The 17,195-nt window shown below is 62.9% G+C and carries 11 protein-coding genes; 5 read left to right on the top strand and 6 right to left on the bottom strand.

The genetic code is table 11. The features are described 5' to 3' along the window. Positions 1–7: 7 nt before the first annotated feature. From IMX17_RS05790 to entS, 3 genes are read left to right on the top strand one after another with little or no spacing between them, the layout of a single operon-like run. Positions 8–232: an MbtH family protein gene (locus tag IMX17_RS05790; protein WP_033643114.1), complete on the top strand. Its 225-nt coding sequence runs from the start codon at positions 8–10 to the stop codon at positions 230–232. A gap of 51 nt (positions 233–283) precedes the next feature. Next, the gene (locus IMX17_RS05795; protein WP_193549442.1) at positions 284–8,794 is read left to right on the top strand and encodes a non-ribosomal peptide synthetase; all 8,511 of its coding nucleotides are present in this window, start codon (positions 284–286) and stop codon (positions 8,792–8,794) included. A 57-nt stretch (positions 8,795–8,851) separates the two neighbouring features. Continuing rightward, the gene (entS, locus tag IMX17_RS05800; protein WP_182264448.1) at positions 8,852–10,135 is read left to right on the top strand and encodes an enterobactin transporter EntS; all 1,284 of its coding nucleotides are present in this window, start codon (positions 8,852–8,854) and stop codon (positions 10,133–10,135) included. Between the two features lie 4 nt (positions 10,136–10,139). Here entS and IMX17_RS05805 read toward each other — a convergent pair whose 3' ends face one another. Beyond that, a complete protein-coding gene (locus IMX17_RS05805) occupies positions 10,140–10,499 on the bottom strand; it encodes a helix-turn-helix domain-containing protein (protein WP_046898334.1) in 360 nt (119 codons plus the stop codon). 101 nt (positions 10,500–10,600) lie between these two features. Here IMX17_RS05805 and IMX17_RS05810 point away from each other — a divergent pair, with 101 nt between their 5' ends. Beyond that, on the top strand, positions 10,601–11,155 hold the full coding sequence (locus IMX17_RS05810; protein ID WP_193549443.1) for an NAD(P)H-dependent oxidoreductase: 555 nt from the start codon (positions 10,601–10,603) through the stop codon (positions 11,153–11,155). 269 nt (positions 11,156–11,424) lie between these two features. Here the strand turns inward: IMX17_RS05810 and IMX17_RS05815 are convergent, their stop codons facing one another. The 5 genes from IMX17_RS05815 to IMX17_RS05835 form a co-directional block, all read right to left on the bottom strand. Next, positions 11,425–11,586: a hypothetical protein gene (locus IMX17_RS05815; RefSeq protein WP_171403660.1), complete on the bottom strand. Its 162-nt coding sequence runs from the start codon at positions 11,584–11,586 to the stop codon at positions 11,425–11,427. Positions 11,587–11,727: 141 nt separating this feature from the next. After that, positions 11,728–13,794, bottom strand: coding sequence for a TonB-dependent copper receptor (locus IMX17_RS05820; RefSeq protein WP_193549731.1), 2,067 nt, complete (start codon positions 13,792–13,794; stop codon positions 11,728–11,730). Between the two features lie 223 nt (positions 13,795–14,017). Beyond that, the gene (locus IMX17_RS05825; protein ID WP_193549444.1) at positions 14,018–14,419 is read right to left on the bottom strand and encodes a DUF2946 domain-containing protein; all 402 of its coding nucleotides are present in this window, start codon (positions 14,417–14,419) and stop codon (positions 14,018–14,020) included. A 337-nt stretch (positions 14,420–14,756) separates the two neighbouring features. After that, positions 14,757–16,058 carry a sorbosone dehydrogenase family protein gene (locus tag IMX17_RS05830; protein WP_193549445.1) on the bottom strand — a complete coding sequence of 434 codons (1,302 nt, stop codon included), beginning with the start codon at positions 16,056–16,058 and terminating at the stop codon, positions 14,757–14,759. Between the two features lie 10 nt (positions 16,059–16,068). After that, positions 16,069–16,494, bottom strand: a complete 426-nt coding sequence (locus IMX17_RS05835; protein ID WP_033650381.1) for a DUF2231 domain-containing protein — start codon at positions 16,492–16,494, stop codon at positions 16,069–16,071. Between the two features lie 168 nt (positions 16,495–16,662). On the opposite strand from IMX17_RS05835, the gene IMX17_RS05840 reads away from it, so the two are divergent. Next, positions 16,663–17,121: a YbaK/EbsC family protein gene (locus IMX17_RS05840; protein ID WP_182264457.1), complete on the top strand. Its 459-nt coding sequence runs from the start codon at positions 16,663–16,665 to the stop codon at positions 17,119–17,121. Positions 17,122–17,195 lie beyond the last annotated feature (74 nt).

Consider the following 17,195-nt stretch of genomic DNA (forward strand, 5'->3'; position numbering starts at 1 on the left):
AAGGCAAATGACTCAGGAACAACAAAACCCGTTCGATGACGAAAGTCTCCGTTTCTCCGTGTTGGTCAACGCGCAACAGCAGTATTCGCTGTGGCCGCAGTTTGCCGATACGCCGCCGGGATGGCGCGTGTTGATGGGGCCGGCGTCGCGCGGTGAATGTATCGACTATATCGAAGCGCACTGGCAGGACATGCGGCCGGCGTCGTTGAAAGCGGCGGATGCGCCGCGTTAATCGCCGCACAGCCACATCGCTACATTCCGTTTGAGGAAAAGGACAGACACCATGTCAGAAACGCTTTCATTGCCCGATACTCAGGTCGAGTATCGGGATTATCCGCTGGTTGCGGCGCAACCGGGGATCTGGATTGCCGACCAAATCGCGCTGCGGCGCAACAGCTTCGCCGTGGCGCACTACACCGAACTGCACGGCGATATCGATCGTTCGGCGCTGGAGCGCGCGATTCGCCAGGGGCTGGCGGAAGCGGATACGGTTCAGGCGCGCTTCTTTGAGGCGCAGGACGGCCAGCCGGTGCAACGTTTACCGCTGAACGCGGATCCCGCGCGGGTGCTGGCGCCGGAGTGGTTTGACTTCAGCGCGCGGCCAGACGCCGAGCAGGCGGCGCTGGCGCTGATGCACGACGATCTGGCACAGGATCTGCCCGCGGACGGCGAGCGCCCGCTCTATCGCCATGCGGTGATCCGCATCAGCGCCGATCGCTGGTTCTGGTACCAGCGCTTTCATCATCTGACCCTGGACGGCTTCAGCTTCGAGGCCATCACCCGCCGGATCGCCGATATCTACCGCGCGCTGCGCCACGGGCTGTCGCCGGCGGCCTCGCCGTTTACCCCGTTCGGCAAGGTGGTGGAAGAGTTTCAGCAATGGCAAACGTCGCCCGCACGCCAGCGGGCGGCCGAATTCTGGCGGCAGCATCTGCGCGATCTGCCGTCGCCGCTGTCATTGGCGACGGAAAACCGCGAGGTCGAACCGGGCGCTCGCCCGCTCAAACAGGCGCTGGTGCTGCCGGAGTCGCTGTTTGACGAAGCGCTGCGCGATGCGGCGCTGCAGTCGTTGCAACCGGCCGATATCGTCACGGCGGCGCTGGCGATGTATCTGGCGCGCATGAGCGGCGAAACCCGGTTCTCCATCGGTTTTCCTTTCATGCGCCGCATGGGCTCGCAGGCGCTGGCGGCGGTCGGCCCGGTGGTTAACGTACTGCCGCTGCTGCTGAACGTGACGCCGGAGATGTCGCTGGCGGACGTCTGCCAGGCCACCGCGGCGGAAATCAAACAGGTGCGCCGCCATCAACGCTATGAGGCGGAGCAGATCAAACGCGATCTCGGCCTGGTCGGCGGCCATCAGGAGCTGTACGGCCCGGTGGTCAACGTTAAGGTTTACCACAGCGCCTTGTCCTTCGACGGTCAAGCGGCCGTTACCCATACGCTGGCGATGGGGCCGGTCGACGACCTCGAGTTTGAGATCGGTTTTCGAAGCGGCGTGCTGACGCTGTCGTTGGTGGCCAACCCGGCCAAATACTCGCCGCGTACATTACACTGTCACGCAAAGCGCATCGGCCATTGGCTGCAGCAGCTGGCGCGGCGGCCGCATCAGCCGAACGGTCAACTGGCGCTGGTCAGCGAAGGGGAGCTGCGCCAACTCGCGACCTGGGGGCGCGGCGCTGAGCTGACGCCGCCGGCGGGCATGGTGTCGATCATGGACGCTTTCCAGCGTCAGGTTGAGCGACAGCCCGAGGCGTTGGCGGTGACCTGCGGCGATGTGCGCCTCAGCTACCGTCAACTCAGTGAACGGGTGATGCAACTGGGGCGCGTGCTGATCGAAAGCGGCATCGGCGCCGAAGACGTGGTCGCCATCGGCATTCCGCGCTCGGTGGACACGCTGGTCGCGCTGTTTGGCGTGTTGGCCAGCGGCGCGGCCTACATGCCGCTCGATCTGGATTATCCGCGTGAACGTCTGGCGCTGATGTGCGACGACGCGCGGCCGGTGATGCTGCTGACCCACAGCGCCACGCGGGCCAACATGCCGGATCTGCCGCAGGTATTGTGCCTGGACGACGCATCGTGCCTGGCGCGCTGCGCGGCCGCCGAAGCCACGCCGATATCGGACGAAGAGCGGCGTGCGCCGCTGAATGAAGCGCATCTCGCCTACATGATTTACACCTCCGGTTCAACCGGCAAACCCAAGGGCGTGATGTCCACGCACCGCGGGCTGCTGAACCTGTTCTTGTCGCATCAGGCCTCGCTGTTCGGCCCGGCGATTGAAAAATTCCAGGCTCGCCGCGGGCGGCGTCTGCGCGCCGGGCATACCGCTTCGTTCTCTTTCGACTCCTCCTGGGAGCCGCTGTTCTGCATGATGATGGGCAGCGAACTGGTTATCTTCGATGAAGAGCTGCGCCGCGACCCCTGGGCGCTGCTCGAACAAACCCAACAGACCCCGATCGATCTGCTGGACATCACGCCGTCGTTCCTCTCGCAGTTGGTGGATTGCGGCCTGCTGAAGGGACAGTTCCCGCTGCCGGCGTTTGTGATGATCGGCGGCGAGGCGGCGACGCCGACGCTGTGGAACCTTATGCGGCAGCATCCGGAAGTCGAGATCCATAACTATTACGGCCCGTCCGAATACACCGTCGATACCCTCGGCGCGCCGGTCACGGCCGCAGACCAGCCGGTGATCGGGCGCCCTCTGGCCAATACCGAAGTCTGGCTGCTCGACAGTCGCCTGCAGCCGGTGCCGATCGGCGCGGCGGGGGAACTGTACATTTCAGGCAAGGGCATCGCGCGCGGTTACCTGCGCCGCCCGGATCTGACGGCGACGCGCTTTGTCGCCAATCCGTTCGTCGACGGCGAGGTGATGTACCGCAGCGGCGATCTGATGCGTTGGAGCGCGGACGGCCAGCTGGTGTTCATTGGCCGTACCGATCACCAAATCAAAGTGCGCGGCTTCCGCGTCGAACTGGGTGAAGTGGAGAGCGCACTGGCTGCCTTGCCGGACGTGGGGCGGGCGGTGGTGATCGCCGAGCGGATCGGCGCCACCTATCGCCTGATCGGTTACTGCTCGGTGCAGGATGACGCGCGGCGCGCCTCACCCGCGCTGCAAAACGAACTGCTGGCGCAGTTGGCGCAGCGTCTGCCGGATTACATGGTGCCGGCGATCCTGGTGGTGATGCCGGAGCTGCCGCTTAACGTTAACGGCAAGATTGACCGTCAGGCGCTGCCCAAACCGCAGGAGACGCTGGCGCAAAGCCTGCGCGAGCCGGCCACCGAACAGGAAAGGCTGATTTGCCGCGCCATGGCGCAGCTGTTGGGGATGGAGCGCGTCGGCGCCGACGACGATTTCTTCGCGCTCGGCGGCGACAGCATCTCGGCGATGGGGCTGGGCACCGCCCTGCGGCGCAACGGGTATCTGCTGCGGCCGCGTGAGATCTTCGCGCTGCACACCCCCGCGCGCATGGCGCAGGCGATGCAGCCGCTGGCCGTTGGATCTCAGGCCGCGCGCAGCGTGCAGCAAGGCCCGATCGACGGGCTGCCGATCCTGCACTGGTTTGCCGAGACGGGCGACATGCATCGTCGCTTCGCGCACGGCGTTTTCCTGCGCGTGCCTGCCGAATTGCAACCGGCACAGCTGCGTGATGCGTTGGAACAGCTGCGTACGGCACACCCGGCGCTGGGCGCGCGGATCCACGACGGCCAGTTGGTGGTTGAAACCGCCGCCGCCGGTGAATTGATGCAGCCTCATCCCGTATCCGGCGATCTGGAAACCGCGGCGGAACAGGCGTTTGATGCCGCGCTGGCGCGCCTCAATCCGGCCGAGGGCAGCATGATGCAGGCCATCTTGTTGCAGCGTGACGGGCAGAGCCTCGGGCTGGTGCTGGCGATCCACCACCTGGTGGTTGACGGCGTTTCCTGGCGCATCCTGCTCGACGAACTGCGGCAAGCGGCCGACAGCGCCATGCAGGGGCAGCCGATCGCGCTGCCGCCGGAGGAAACCTCACTCTATGAGTGGTCCGCGCGTTTACGGGCCGACGCCGAACGCCGGGAAACCGAACTGCCGTTCTGGCGGCAGATGCTGGCGGACGGCGTACCGCGCTTGGGGCGACGCGCGCTGGATCCGCAGACCGATCGTCTCGCTTCGGTGAGCGAACGGCGTACGCTGCTCGACAGCCGGCTGACCGCCGCGCTGCTGGGCGCCTTGCCGCAGGGATACCGCGCTCAGGTCGAAGAGATCATGCTGTGCGCGCTGGCGCTGGCCTGCCGGCGTCATTTCCAGGCCGCTTCACTGCGTTTTTCGCTGGAGTCGCACGGCCGCGCCGAACTGGACGATAGCCTCGATCTGGCGCGCACCGTCGGCTGGCTGACGGCGGAGTACCCGCTGTGCATCGAACTGCATGACGCCGAACACCACGAGGCCGTGCGCGCGGTGAAACGGGTGACGCGCGCGGTGGCCGATCGCGGCATCGGCTATGGTCAACTGCGCTATTTGCATCCGCAGCGTGACGAACTGGCCGCGCTGGCGCAGCGCAATGCGCCGGAGATTTTGTTCAACTACCTCGGGCGCTTCGGCCAGGATGAGGGACACTGGACACCGCAGCGCAGCCGGACCCGTTTCCGCGACGCCTTCGCCGTGGCGCAGGATGCGCAGCAGGCGCTGTGTTACGGGCTGGAAGTGAACATCTTTGTCGAAGAGCGGCGCGACGGCGCGTGTCTGGCGATCAACTGGAGCTGGCTGGAGGGGATTTTCAGCGCGAGCGACATCGAGGCGTTGCATAGGGGCATCGAGCAGGCCGTGCGTGCGCTGTGCGAGTTTGCCGAACGGCATCCCGAACGCGCAGCGGCAACGTTGACGGCGGCCGAGATCGCCCAACCGAACGTCGACGATGAAACGCTGCGCGCCTGGGAGCGGGAGTATGGGCCGTTGGCCGATGCGCTACCGCTGTTGCCTTTGCAGCACGGCCTGCTGTTCCATGCCCAGACGGCGCAGCAGGGCGGCAGTTATAACTCGCTGACGCGCCTGAGCCTGTGCGGCGAACTGGATGCGCCACGGCTCCAGCAGGCGCTGGATGCGGTGATCCGCCGCCATCCGCAGCTGGCCGCCCGGTTCAACCGCGAAGGCGAACCGCTGCAGCTGATACCGCAGGAAAGCCATTGGCCACTGGACAGCCACAGGCTGCCGCCGCTGTCCGCCGAACAAGAAATGCAGGCGCTGAATGAGCTGGAGCAGAAAGAGCTGCAGCGCGATCTGTTTAACCAGCCGGGCGCGATGCTGCATGCGCTGTGGGTCAAACACGGCGAGAGCGAACGCTGCACGCTGTTCCTCAATGCCCACCACCTGATCGTCGATGGCTGGTCGACGCCGGTGGTGCTCAACGATCTGATGCTCGCATTGCGTGAAGGGATAACGGCGTTGCCGCCGCTGCGTTCGAACTATGCCGATATCGTGCGCCGCCTGGCCGCGCGGGATGCCGACGCCTCGCGCCGCATCTGGCGCGAGACGCTGCAGGACGTGCGGCCAACGCTGCTGTTTGGCGAGACGCAGGACGACCGCGTGTTTGAGCTGGAAATGACGCTGCCGCCGGCGGAGGAACAGCGTTTGCTGACCCTGTGCCGCGAACGCGGGCTGACGCTCAATACCGTGATGCAGGGCATCTGGGCGCTGCAGCTGGCCGGCTGTTGCGGCCATCAGGACGTGGTGTTCGGCTCGCCGGTTTCCGGGCGGTTTGGCCAGATCGACGGTGTGGAAGAGCACGTTGGCCTGTTCAGCAACACGCTGCCGGTACGCGTACGGCTGGAAAACGGCCGGCCGTTGACGGAACAGCTGACCGCTCTGCAACACCGGCAGATTGAACTGCTGGAGCACGACGATTTGGGATTGGGTGAGATCCAGCACCTGGCCGGCGCGGGCACGCTGTTCGATACGCTGTTGGTGGTGGAGAACTACCCGGACAACGATGCCTTGCTCGGCGGCACAGGTTCCCTTCGCTGCGACGCCATCCGCAACAAAGGCTATACCCACTATCCGCTGACGTTGCTGGTGCTGCCGGGCGAGCGTCTGCGTCTGCTGATGGAGTACCGCAACTCGGTGCCGCAGCCTGAACGCTTCGCCGCGCGGCTGATGGCGCTGCTGCAACAATGGATTGCGCAACCGGATCTGCCGTTGCCGCGCTGGCAATTGCAAACCCCGCAGGAACAGGCGTTGATCGCGGCGGTCAACCGCACCGCCCAGGCGGTAGCGGACACCACCTTGCATCAGGCGATCGCCGATCAAGCGCGGCGCACGCCCGAACGCATCGCATTGCAGGATACCGGGCACAGCCTCAGCTACCGTGACATGCAGCGCCAGGCCGCGCTGTTGGCCGAACGGCTGACGGCGGCGGGCATTCAACCGGGCGATATCGTCGCGGTGGCGTTGCCGCGTTCCGTGCGCCTCAGCCTGGCGCTGACGGCGATTGTGCAAACCGGCGCCGCCTGGCTGCCGCTGGATACCGGTTACCCGGATGAGCGTCTGGCCTACATGGTGGCAGACGCCAGGCCACGGCTGATTATCACCGAGAGCGCCCTGGATGCCCGTTTTGCCGCGCTGGCGCCGACGTTGCGGTTCGATGCGCTGGACGACAGCGGGCGCGAACCGATGCAGCGCGCACCGGCGGGGAACGGCGATTATCCCGCCTACGTCCTGTATACCTCCGGCTCTACCGGGCGGCCGAAAGGGGTGGTGGTGAACCACCGGGCGATCGTCAACCGTCTGTTCTGGATGCAGCATGAGTATCCGCTCGATGCGCAGGACGTGGTATTGCAGAAAACGCCGTGCAGCTTCGACGTTTCCGTCTGGGAGTTCTTCTGGCCGCTGATGGTCGGCGCGCGTCTGGTGATGGCGCCGCCGGAGGCGCACCGCGATCCGCAGGCGCTGACGACGTTGATCGACGACTATGGCGTAACCACGCTGCATTTCGTTCCGTCCATGTTGGCTATCTGGGTTGAAGCGCTGAACGAACGTGCGCCGCAGCGCGCCGCCGCCAGCCTGAAGCGCGTGTTCTGCAGCGGTGAGGCGTTGTCGTGTGAACTGGCATCCCGCTACCAGGCGTTGGTCGCCGCGCCGCTGCATAACCTGTATGGCCCGACGGAGGCGGCGGTCGATGTCACCTATCAACCGGCGTCCGGCGAGGCATTGGCGGCGGTGAGCGGCGCCGGCGTGCCGATCGGCAAACCGGTCTGGAACACCCAACTGAGCATTCTCGACGCCATGCTGCGGCCGGTGCCCGTCGGCTGCGCCGGCGATCTCTACCTGCGCGGCATTCAGCTGGCCGACGGCTATCTGCATCGGCCGGGATTGACGGCACAGCGGTTTGTCGCCGATCCCGCCGGCAACGGGGCGCGCATGTATCGCACCGGCGATATCGCCCGCTGGCTGGAAGACGGCAGCGTCGAGTATTTGGGGCGCAGCGACGATCAGCTGAAGATCCGTGGCCAGCGCATCGAACTGGGCGAAATCGAACAGGCGCTGCTGGCGCAGCCGGGAGTAGCGCAGGCGGCGGTCCACGCCATCGAACTGGGTGAGGGCGCGACGGGGCTGGGCGGCGCCGATATGCGGCAGTTGGTTGCCTGGCTGATCGCCCAGCCGGGCGTGACGCTGGATACCGCCGTCCTGCATCAGGCGCTGGAGGCGCGTTTGCCGGCGCACATGATGCCGGTCAGCTATGTCATGACCGACAGCTTCCCGCTCAGCGCCAGCGGCAAGCTGGATCGCAAGGCGTTGCCTCGGCCGCAGCTGAGCCCGCAGAGCGGCCGCGTGCCGCATAGCGACAGCGAGCGCCTGCTGGCGGCGCTGTTCAGCGAACTGCTGGGGCGCGAGACGGTGTATGCCGACGACGACTTCTTCGCGTTGGGCGGCCACTCGCTGCTGGCGATGCGCCTGGCGGCGGAGCTGCGTCGGCGCGTCACCCGGCCGCTGAGCGTTGGGCAGATCATGTTCGCCCGCAGTCTGGAGAAAATGGCGCACCTGCTCGATGACGCGCAGGCCGCCGACTCGGCCGAGAGCCGCGGCGTCGGTGAGTGCCTGCAGCTGCGGGCGGGCCAAGGCCCGGCGCTGTTCTGCCTGCATCCGGCTTCCGGTTTCGCCTGGCAGTACTCGGGGCTGAGCCGGTATCTGCCGGGGAGTTACCCGATCATCGGTCTGCAGTCGCCAAGACCGGACGGCGTCATCGCCACCTGTGAGGACATTGAGCAGATGGTCGATCGTCATCTCGCCACTCTGCGCCGCCTGCAGCCGCAGGGGCCTTACTACCTGCTGGGCTATTCGCTCGGCGGCACGCTGGCGCATTCGATGGCCGCGCGTCTGCAGCAGCAGGGTGAAGAGGTGGCTTTCCTCGGCATGCTGGATACCTATCCGCCGGAAGGCCAGGACTGGACCGGCCCCACCGAGGAAGAGGCGCAGAAGGAGGTGGCGCAGGAACAGGCCGAGTTTATGGCGGAAGATCATGGCGATCCGGCGCTGATGGCGGAGAAGGCGGCGATGTTCGACAGCATCGTCGCCAACTATCGCGACGCGGTGCGCCTTCTGTCTCAGGCGCGCAGCCGGCGTTTCCACGGCACGGCAACGCTGTTTGTCGCCGACCGGACGCTGCCGCCATTGATGGATATCAACGCCGTGTGGGCGCCGTATCTGGATCGGCTGATCTGTCATCACCAAGGCTGCGAGCACGCGGACATTCTGTCGCCGGTCTCGCTGGAGACGCTCGGGCCGCTATTGCATTCGCTGCTGACGCGGCAATACGGGTTGGTATAACGCAACCGGGCCGGGCGTGCGCCACGGCCCGTACTAAAACATGATATGCAGGACACTATGGCCAGACCTTCTTTTTTTCTTGATTTCAGTTTGCTGAGAAGCAATGCGCATTTTCGCGCGATTTTCTGCGCCCGCATGCTGTCGGTGTTTTCACTCGGCATGCTGGCGGTGGGGGTGCCGATTCAGATCCAGGCGATGACCGGCTCCACGTTGCAGGTGGGCGTGGCGGTGGCGCTGGACGGCGCAGGCATGTTTATCGGCCTGATGTTGGGCGGGGTGCTCGCCGATCGCTACGATCGCCGCAAGCTGATCCTGTTCGCGCGCGGCACCTGCGGACTGGGCTTTGTCGCCCTGAGTCTGAACGCCTTCGCGCCGGCCCCGTCGCTGTGGGCGCTCTATCTGCTGGCGGCGTGGGACGGGTTTTTCGGCGCGCTCGGCATGACGGCGCTGATGGCGGTGATCCCGCTGCTGGTCGGGCGCGAAAACCTGGCGGCGGCGGGGGCCTTGAGCATGGTGACGGTGCGCATCGGCGCGATCCTGGCGCCGGCGCTGGGGGGGATCATCATCGTGTTCGGCGGCGTCGGTCTCGCTTTCGCCGTCGCGGCGGCCGGGACGCTGGGCACCCTGGTCCCGCTGGTGCGCTTGCCGACGCTGCTGCCGCAGCAGCAGGAGCCGGAACACCCGCTGCGAGCGCTCGCCAGCGGCTTCCAGTTTGTCTGGCGCAATAAGGTGGTCGGCTCGGTGGTGTTGCTGGGGATGTTGATGAGCATCGTCGGCGCCGTCAGGATACTGTTTCCGGCGCTGGCGCAGGACGCTTACCACGTCGGCGCGTCCTCTATTGGCCTGATGTACTCCGCAGTGCCGCTCGGTGCGATGCTGGGCGCGCTGACCAGCGGCTGGGTGGGGCGTTTCCCTCGCCCTGGCGTGCTGATCCTGATCGCCGCTATCGTCGCGTTCACCGCCATCGCGTCACTGGGGCTGTTCAGCCACCTGGCGCCGGCGCTGCTGGCGCTGGTGTGCTACGGCTACGCCAATGCCATCGCCTCGCTCTTGCAGTTCATGCTGATCCAGAGCAACACGCCGGATCATCTGCTGGGGCGGGTTAACAGCCTCGGCACCGCGCAGGACGTGACCGGCGATTCGATTGGCGCGCTGGGGCTCGGCGTACTGGGCAGGGTGTTCACCCCATTGATGAGCGTGCTGTCGTTTGGCGCATTCGCCGCAGTGCTCGGCGTGCTGGTGGCCTTCAGCGTGCGCACGCTGCGCCAGTGCCGGCCGGCGGACGCGCTGGTTGAGCACGATGAACCCGCGCCGGCAACCTCAGCGGCGGCGGACAACTAACCCCTCACGGCACCGGCGATTCCGGCCGGTGCCGCTCCCCCCAGTCGCACATCATGTCGATCACCGGGATCAGCGAACGCCCGCGCTCGGACAGGCTGTACTCCACCTTGGGCGGGATCTGCGGATACTCCTTCCTCACCACCAACCGATCTTTTTCCAGCTCTTTCAACGTCGAGCTCAGCGTCTTGTACGAAATGGTGCCGATGCAGCGCTGCAGTTCGTTGAACCGCAATACCGGCTTATACAAGGCCAGCCAGTAGAGAATAATCATTTTGTATTTACCGTTGATCACCGACAGGGTGTAGCCATAGCCGGTGTCTTCAAGGCTGATGCCAGTAGGGCTGCAGTGGGATTCGGCGGTCATTTACACTTTCTCCAGGGTAAGTATGTGTCGTGAGTGTGCGTATTTTACATTCTGTCAGCATACCCTAAGATGCGTCGAAACACCTGACTGGAGAGATCAGTATGAAAACGTTGGTGGTCGTGACCCATCCCGATATGGCGAACTCGGTGGTCAACAAACGTTGGCTGGAGGAACTGCGCCGCTATCCGGAGCGCTATACCGTGCACGAACTGCATCAGGCCTATCCGGACTGGCAGATAGACGTCGCCAAAGAACAGCAGTTGATTGAAGCGCATGACAACATCGTGCTGCAGTTCCCGATTTACTGGTTCAGCAGCCCGCCGCTGCTGAAAAAATGGCTGGACGACGTGCTCACCTACGGCTGGGCCTACGGTTCCCGCAGCGGCTATAAGATGCAGAACAAGAAACTGGCGCTGGCGGTCACGGCGGGCGTGCGCGCGGAAGATTACGCGCGTGAAGGGCGTTATCGCTACTCGCTGGAGGAAATCTTCCGGCCGTTTGAAGTGACCGCCGATTATGTGCGGGCCGACTATGCTTCGTTCTTTGCCTTTTACGGCAAGGAAGCTGCTTCGGACGGGACGGCAGAGCAGGTTCAGCAACACGAGTTGGACAGCAGCGCGCAGGACTATCGGGCATTTCTCGCCGCTCTGAATTAACGAGACTCCCCGGATGCGCCAGGGAGTGCGCATCCGGTTACTTGATGTGAACGCCGAAACCGTCTTGCCCCGGCGCGAGATGCGCTTTCAGGGGCAGCTGATTAAACGGAAAAGCGCTTTTTGATTCTGTCGACCGGCGTGCCATCGCTGAGCGGCACCTGCAGCAGACGATCGTAATCGCGAAAGCCCATTTTTTGATGAAAGAAGATAGACGCAGGCGTCCGGTAATGAAATACCGGAACGTGCGGGACAAAAAACAGCGCGGGAAATTACATGAACAGGAAGCGGTCGGCCAGCGGAACGCCACGCTCGAGGCGCGGTGGCAACGCGTCGTCGCGATCGTCAGGCTGAGCAGCCTGCGGCGCGGTGTCTTCGGCTTTTTCGATCATCAGCTCGCCGAGCAGGGCCAGAAAACGAGTGAGCTTTTGCATATTCCCTCCGGATCGTTGATTACGTTGAGGGTGATAGTAATCGCCGCTAAACCGAATGGGAAAAACTTAAAACTCATATCCTAAGAACCGGATCGCATATCGCGTAACCGGGCGACGGTTGCCCATCGCCCGGTGGATGGCTTAGAAGGTGACGTTAACCTTGGCCCACAGGGTGCGGCCCGGTTCATTCACCGCGCTGTTGGCCGAATAGCCGAAGGCGCTGTTGCCCGCCAGGTTGAGGTGCTCGCTGTAGGTCTTGTTCAGGATATTATCCAGACCGGCGCTCAGCTTGACGTTTTTATTCACCTTGTAGGCGGCGTTGGCGGAGAGCACGCCGAAGCCGGCGCTTTCGGCAAAGTCTTTGCCTACCACGTTGCCTTCGTTGATCGCCACGCGGTGCTGGCTGCTGACCAGACGCCACAGGCCGGTGCCGCTCCAGTCGCCGTACTCATAGGTCAGCCCCAAGCGTGCCTCCAGCGGCGGGATCTGCGGCAGCGGGCGACCGTCGCTGGTGTTTTTCCCCCAGGAGTAAGCCAGGCTGGCATCGGTTTTCCAGTGTTCGCTCAGTTGATATCCCATGCCCATTTCGCCGCCCATGATGTTGGCGTTGACGTTATCGGCCTGGCTGAGACGCGCATTGTGCGGATCGTATTTGAACAGGATGAAATCATCGACGCGGCCCACATACGCGGAGACCCAGCCGTTGAAGCGTTTGCCATTGTACTGCGCGCCGATGTCGAGCTGCGTGGTTTTCTCGCTCTTGACGCTGGAGAACGGATCCTTGCTGCCGTTCGGGCCAAGCTTCGGCGAGAACAGCTCCCAGTAATCCGGGAAGCGCTCGGTATAACCGACGCCGGCATACAGCATCAGCGGCAGCTCGGCCAGCGTATGCTCCAGACGCATAAAGCCGCTCGGCAGGGTGTCTGAACGTTCAACATCGCTGCCGCTGCGGAAGTTCTCCACCAGGGTGCGATCGAGACGCGCGCCGCCGATCAGTTTATCCTGCTCGCTGGTGGACCAGGTCAGCTCACTGAAGGCGCCGTAGCTGTTGAACTGGGCGTCTTTTTCCCAGCTGCCGCGGCTCATGCTGCGGTGGGTATTGGTCTGCGTGTCCAGGCCGCTTTCAAGCTTCACGTCCTGCCACTGCCAGGTGCCCATCACGCGGCCGCCGACGGTGCGGCGATCGAGCTGCATCGTCATGCCGGAAGACATCATGTGCCCGCCGTGGCCCCCCATGCTCATGCCGCCATGCCCACCGTGGCCGCCCATGCCGCCGCTGCCCGGCGAGCGCAGGGTCACGTTGTCCATCACGTGGTTGGCGTAGTTGTAGTAGACCTGCGCTTCCAGCTTATCCAGTACCTCGCCGATGTTGGATTTTTCCACCCGCATGCCCAGGCTTTCGCGCTTGAACTGCGAACCGTCCATGCTGCGGCCAGCATAGCGCGCTTCGCCGTTGCCGCGGCCCATGGTCACTTCCAGCAGCGTATCGTTGTCCGGCGTCCAGCCGAGCGCCAGATCGCCGTTCCATTTATCCCAGCGCGACGGCACGCGCGTATTGGTGCCGTCCTGATAATCGTTGGAACGAGATTTGTTGGCCATCACCCGCAGATAGCCTTGCTCGGCGCCGAGGCTGGCGTCGATATTCTCGTCCCAGCGGCCATTGGAGCCGGTCAGCACGCTGGCGTTGCCCTTGATGCCCGGCTTGTCGAAGCGCGGACGTTCACGTTCGAAACGCACCGTGCCCGCCGACGAACCCGGCCCCCACAGCACCGTCTGCGGCCCTTTGGTGATGGTCAGCAGATCGAAGCTTTCCGGCGAGATGTAAGAGGTGGGCGCATCCATTCTCGATGGGCAGGCGCCGAGCATCTCCGAACCGTCAGTGAGAATTTTCAGCCGTGAACCGAACATGCCGCGAAATACCGGATCGCCGTTGGTGCCACCGTTGCGGATCTGCGAAAAACCGGGGATGGTTTTCAGATAGTCCGAACCGTCGCTGGCGGGCACCGGCTGACGCGGGGTTTTCGGTGACGTCACGATGGTCAGCGGAGAGTAGAGCGGTGCGGTGACGGTGATCACGTCGCCATCATTAACCTGTGCGTCGGTAGGGTGCTGATGCGCCTGCGCCGCGTGGCCGGCCAGCAGGAACAGCGGCATGGCGGTGGTGATTGCGCGGGTGACGGCGTTCTTTTTATAAGCGGGTTTAAACATCATCTTTCCTTAAGCTAACTTTTTTCCATTATTCTCCGGCGATTTATTCAGGCGTGGGGATGCCTGGCGAAAATCACCATCGGAAAATACGGGGGTTAATTCCCTCAACGTGGAAATAACCGGGCTAATAATGTCGTCTCAATGCATAACCATTGGGCGTATTAATTCCGCCATGTTGAAACGATCAACGGCAATACAGAAACGGCAATGGGGTATTGTTAAATCAGAGGAAAGAGACGGGCGGCGCGCGCGGCTGTAATTCGGTATGAACGACGTGGGCAAACAGGGGAACGAGATAATGAGTCGGCGGCGGGCGCGAGGCCAGAGATTGAGACCAGAACAGCGGGGCGTGGCTCACGTCCAGCAGCGGCGCGTGCAGCAACAGCACGCAGTAGCCGCAGGCGCTGTCGTCCATCATCATCGCCATGTTGTGGTGGCCGCCGCCGTGCTGCATCATCGGCGCTGCGGCCTTTTCCGGCACGGCCGGCGGCGAATGCATCTCATGATGCATCGGCATCGCCATGCCGCAGTCCGCCATGACGGTCGTTTCAGCACTTCCGGCGCGCGCATGCTCCAGGGATCGCGAGACCACCGGCGCAATGAACAACATCAGAATGGCGAACATCCCTAACCAGGCGGCGGCCCGGTTACGTGATGCAGGGGGCTGAATTAACGACACAATCAACCTAAAAAAGGGTTAACACAGGGAAGGGAATTGTACTGGTTTATGTCGAAATGTTAAAACCTTTTATTTCTGGTCAACGCTCTGTTGATGAATATATTATCGGATAAGCGCTTTAATTCTGACCAAAGGCTATTTTCTTACGCCAATACCGTGACGGGGACAATATTAATGACGGAAAAACTGGCGAGCACGATTATTCCGCTTTATGACGATCTGGCTGGCGCAGAGGAGTGAGTGACAATGTCACGGGCGAGTTCACTGGAACCCACCCGTAACCTTACTTCGCGCTGACGCGCCAGACGGTGTTGCCGACGTCATCCGCAACCAGCAAAGCGCCGGTCTTGTCGACAGCCAGCCCCACAGGAGCGCCATAGAGTTCCTTCTCATCATCGGAGACAAAACCTGTCACCACGGCCTTGAGCTTGCCGGCCGGTTTGCCTTGCTCAAACGCCACATAGCTGACCCGATAGCCGTTCAGCGGCGAGCGATCCCAACTGCCGTGCTCGCTGATAAAAGCGCCGCCGTGATAGTCGGCCGGCAGAGCGCTCGCGGTGTAGAACAGCAGCCCCAGCGGCGCGACGTGCGAGCTGAGCGCGTAGTCCGGCTTGATGGCTTTCGCCACCAGGTCCGGCCGCGGCGGCTGAACCCGCCGATCGACGTGCTGGCCGAAATAGCTGTAAGGCCAGCCGTAGAAACCGCCGTCTTGCACCGAGGTCAGGTAATCCGGCACCAGATCGGCGCCGATTTCGTCACGCTCGTTGACAATCGCCCACAGCTTGCCGCTTTGCGGCTCCCACTGCAGCCCGGTCGGGTTGCGCAGGCCGCTGGCGAAGATGCGGCTGGCGCCGGAGGCGGTGTCCACTTCCAGCACGGCGGCGCGCCGGTACTCTACGGCCAGGCCGTTTTCGGTGATGTTGCTGTTGGAACCGACGCCGACATACAGCTTTTTCCCGTCCGGGCTGGCCAGCAGGGCCTTGGTCCAGTGATGGTTGATAGTGTCCGGCAGATCGGCCAGTTCTTTGCCCGCATCACTGATGCGCGTTTCGCCTGGCTGATAGGTGTACTGCATGATATTGCCGGTATTGGCCACGTACAGCGTATTGCCAATCAGCTGGACGCCGAACGGGGAATCGAGCCCCTCGAGGAAGACGTGCTTTTCCCAGTTGCCGCCAGCGGTTGGGCGCAGCAGGGTGATGCGATTGCCCCCTTTGCCGCCTTTACCGGACTGGCCTTTCACCAGGCCGGCGATCAGCTGCTTGGGCGTGCTCACCGCTTCGGTGCCCGGCCCATTGGCCTCCACGACCAACACATCGCCATTGGGCAGCGTGAGCAACTGACGCGGATGAAGCAAATCGTCCGCCACCTTATCGATTTTCAAGCCTTCCGCCACTTTCGGCGTCTGATCTTGTTGCCAGCCAACGCCCTTAGGCACCTGCATCGGCGGCATCAGAAAGTCCTGCGCCGCCGGCAACGTCGGGTCCGGGCCCATTTGTTGCTCTGGCGAAATGACGGCGCTGTTATCGCAGCCGGCCAAGGCCAAAACGGCGGAAAGAGTGAGCGCCAGAGATGAGAGCTTCATGAAAACCTCCTTATTTTGCGCGGGCGCCAAGGGCCAGCAGAATGTTCGCCAGGCTGAGCAGCGCGACCACGATCGCAGACAGCACCAGGCCTTGGGGCACCACGGCATACGCATCCCGGCTATGCACGAAAGCGTTGATAATGGCGAGAACGATGGCCAGCAAATTCAGCCAGAAATGGAGTTTGACCGACGATCCCCGCAGCCGAGCGCTGCCGAACCATACCTGTACCAGGTTAATCAGGCGGGGAATGATGGCAAAAATCAGCCCGATGGCAATTAGCCAACTTGCGCCATTGACCCACTGAATATTAGCGGTACAGGCATAAATGATGTCGAAAATCAGCGCCGCGGTGAAAAATCCGTAAGGTATCGGGTTGAGCCATTCATAGACGGCCACTGCGGCCGCTGAGGGCCTTGCTGTCGTTTGCGTGGTCATGCAGGCATCTCCATGAAAAATGATGGGTAAAAAGGCCATTGGCCCCTTAAAGCTTTGTTCAGATCCAGCGATTTGAACAATTTTGATTCTCATTTTTAGCATGCGATGTTAAAACCGAAACCATCACTTCGGCATTATCAATGGTTTAGCAATATCAGGAGGCAGGGCATGAGCATAGAACGCGTTCAGCGTTTTCTGGCCGATCACGCACCGGAGACGACGGTAACGGTGCTGGCAAAGAACACCGCAACGGTGGCGCTGGCGGCAGAAGCCTTTGGCGTGGAGAGCGGGCAGATCGCCAAGACGCTTTCGTTTCGCGTTAACGGCGATGTGGTGCTGCTGGTGATGGCGGGCACTGCCAGAATCGACAACAAGAAGTATAAGCAATTCTTCGGCGTGAAGGCGCGAATGCTGCCGGCGGAAGAGGTTGAAGCATTAACCGGCTATCCGCCCGGCGGCGTTTGTCCCTTTGCCGCACCGGAGGCGGTGAGGATCTACTGCGATCATAGCCTGCGCGCTTTCGATGAAGTGCTTCCGGCAGGCGGCAGCGATAACTCTGGCGTGAGAATTGCGCCACAGCGGCTGGCCGGCATCACGGGAGCGGAGTGGATTGACGTGACGGGGTAACTAATAGTGATGTCGTCACAATAACGTTATGTTAAATTCATAGTCTTTATTTATAATTATCTGTTTTAAAAGAA

Origin of the sequence: Serratia sp. X3, from assembly GCF_014982455.1 — a bacterium.
In the GTDB taxonomy this organism is placed as follows: domain Bacteria; phylum Pseudomonadota; class Gammaproteobacteria; order Enterobacterales; family Enterobacteriaceae; genus Serratia; species Serratia ureilytica.

Bases quoted from the DNA above. Each gene is read 5' to 3' on its own strand.
- IMX17_RS05790 (WP_033643114.1), top strand. From the start codon at position 8: ATGACTCAGGAACAACAAAACCCGTTCGATGACGAAAGTCTCCGTTTC.
- IMX17_RS05795 (WP_193549442.1), top strand. From the start codon at position 284: ATGTCAGAAACGCTTTCATTGCCCGATACTCAGGTCGAGTATCGGGAT.
- entS (WP_182264448.1), top strand. From the start codon at position 8,852: ATGGCCAGACCTTCTTTTTTTCTTGATTTCAGTTTGCTGAGAAGCAAT.
- IMX17_RS05805 (WP_046898334.1), bottom strand. From the start codon at position 10,499: ATGACCGCCGAATCCCACTGCAGCCCTACTGGCATCAGCCTTGAAGAC.
- IMX17_RS05810 (WP_193549443.1), top strand. From the start codon at position 10,601: ATGAAAACGTTGGTGGTCGTGACCCATCCCGATATGGCGAACTCGGTG.
- IMX17_RS05815 (WP_171403660.1), bottom strand. From the start codon at position 11,586: ATGCAAAAGCTCACTCGTTTTCTGGCCCTGCTCGGCGAGCTGATGATC.
- IMX17_RS05820 (WP_193549731.1), bottom strand. From the start codon at position 13,794: ATGTTTAAACCCGCTTATAAAAAGAACGCCGTCACCCGCGCAATCACC.
- IMX17_RS05825 (WP_193549444.1), bottom strand. From the start codon at position 14,419: ATGTTCGCCATTCTGATGTTGTTCATTGCGCCGGTGGTCTCGCGATCC.
- IMX17_RS05830 (WP_193549445.1), bottom strand. From the start codon at position 16,058: ATGAAGCTCTCATCTCTGGCGCTCACTCTTTCCGCCGTTTTGGCCTTG.
- IMX17_RS05835 (WP_033650381.1), bottom strand. From the start codon at position 16,494: ATGACCACGCAAACGACAGCAAGGCCCTCAGCGGCCGCAGTGGCCGTC.
- IMX17_RS05840 (WP_182264457.1), top strand. From the start codon at position 16,663: ATGAGCATAGAACGCGTTCAGCGTTTTCTGGCCGATCACGCACCGGAG.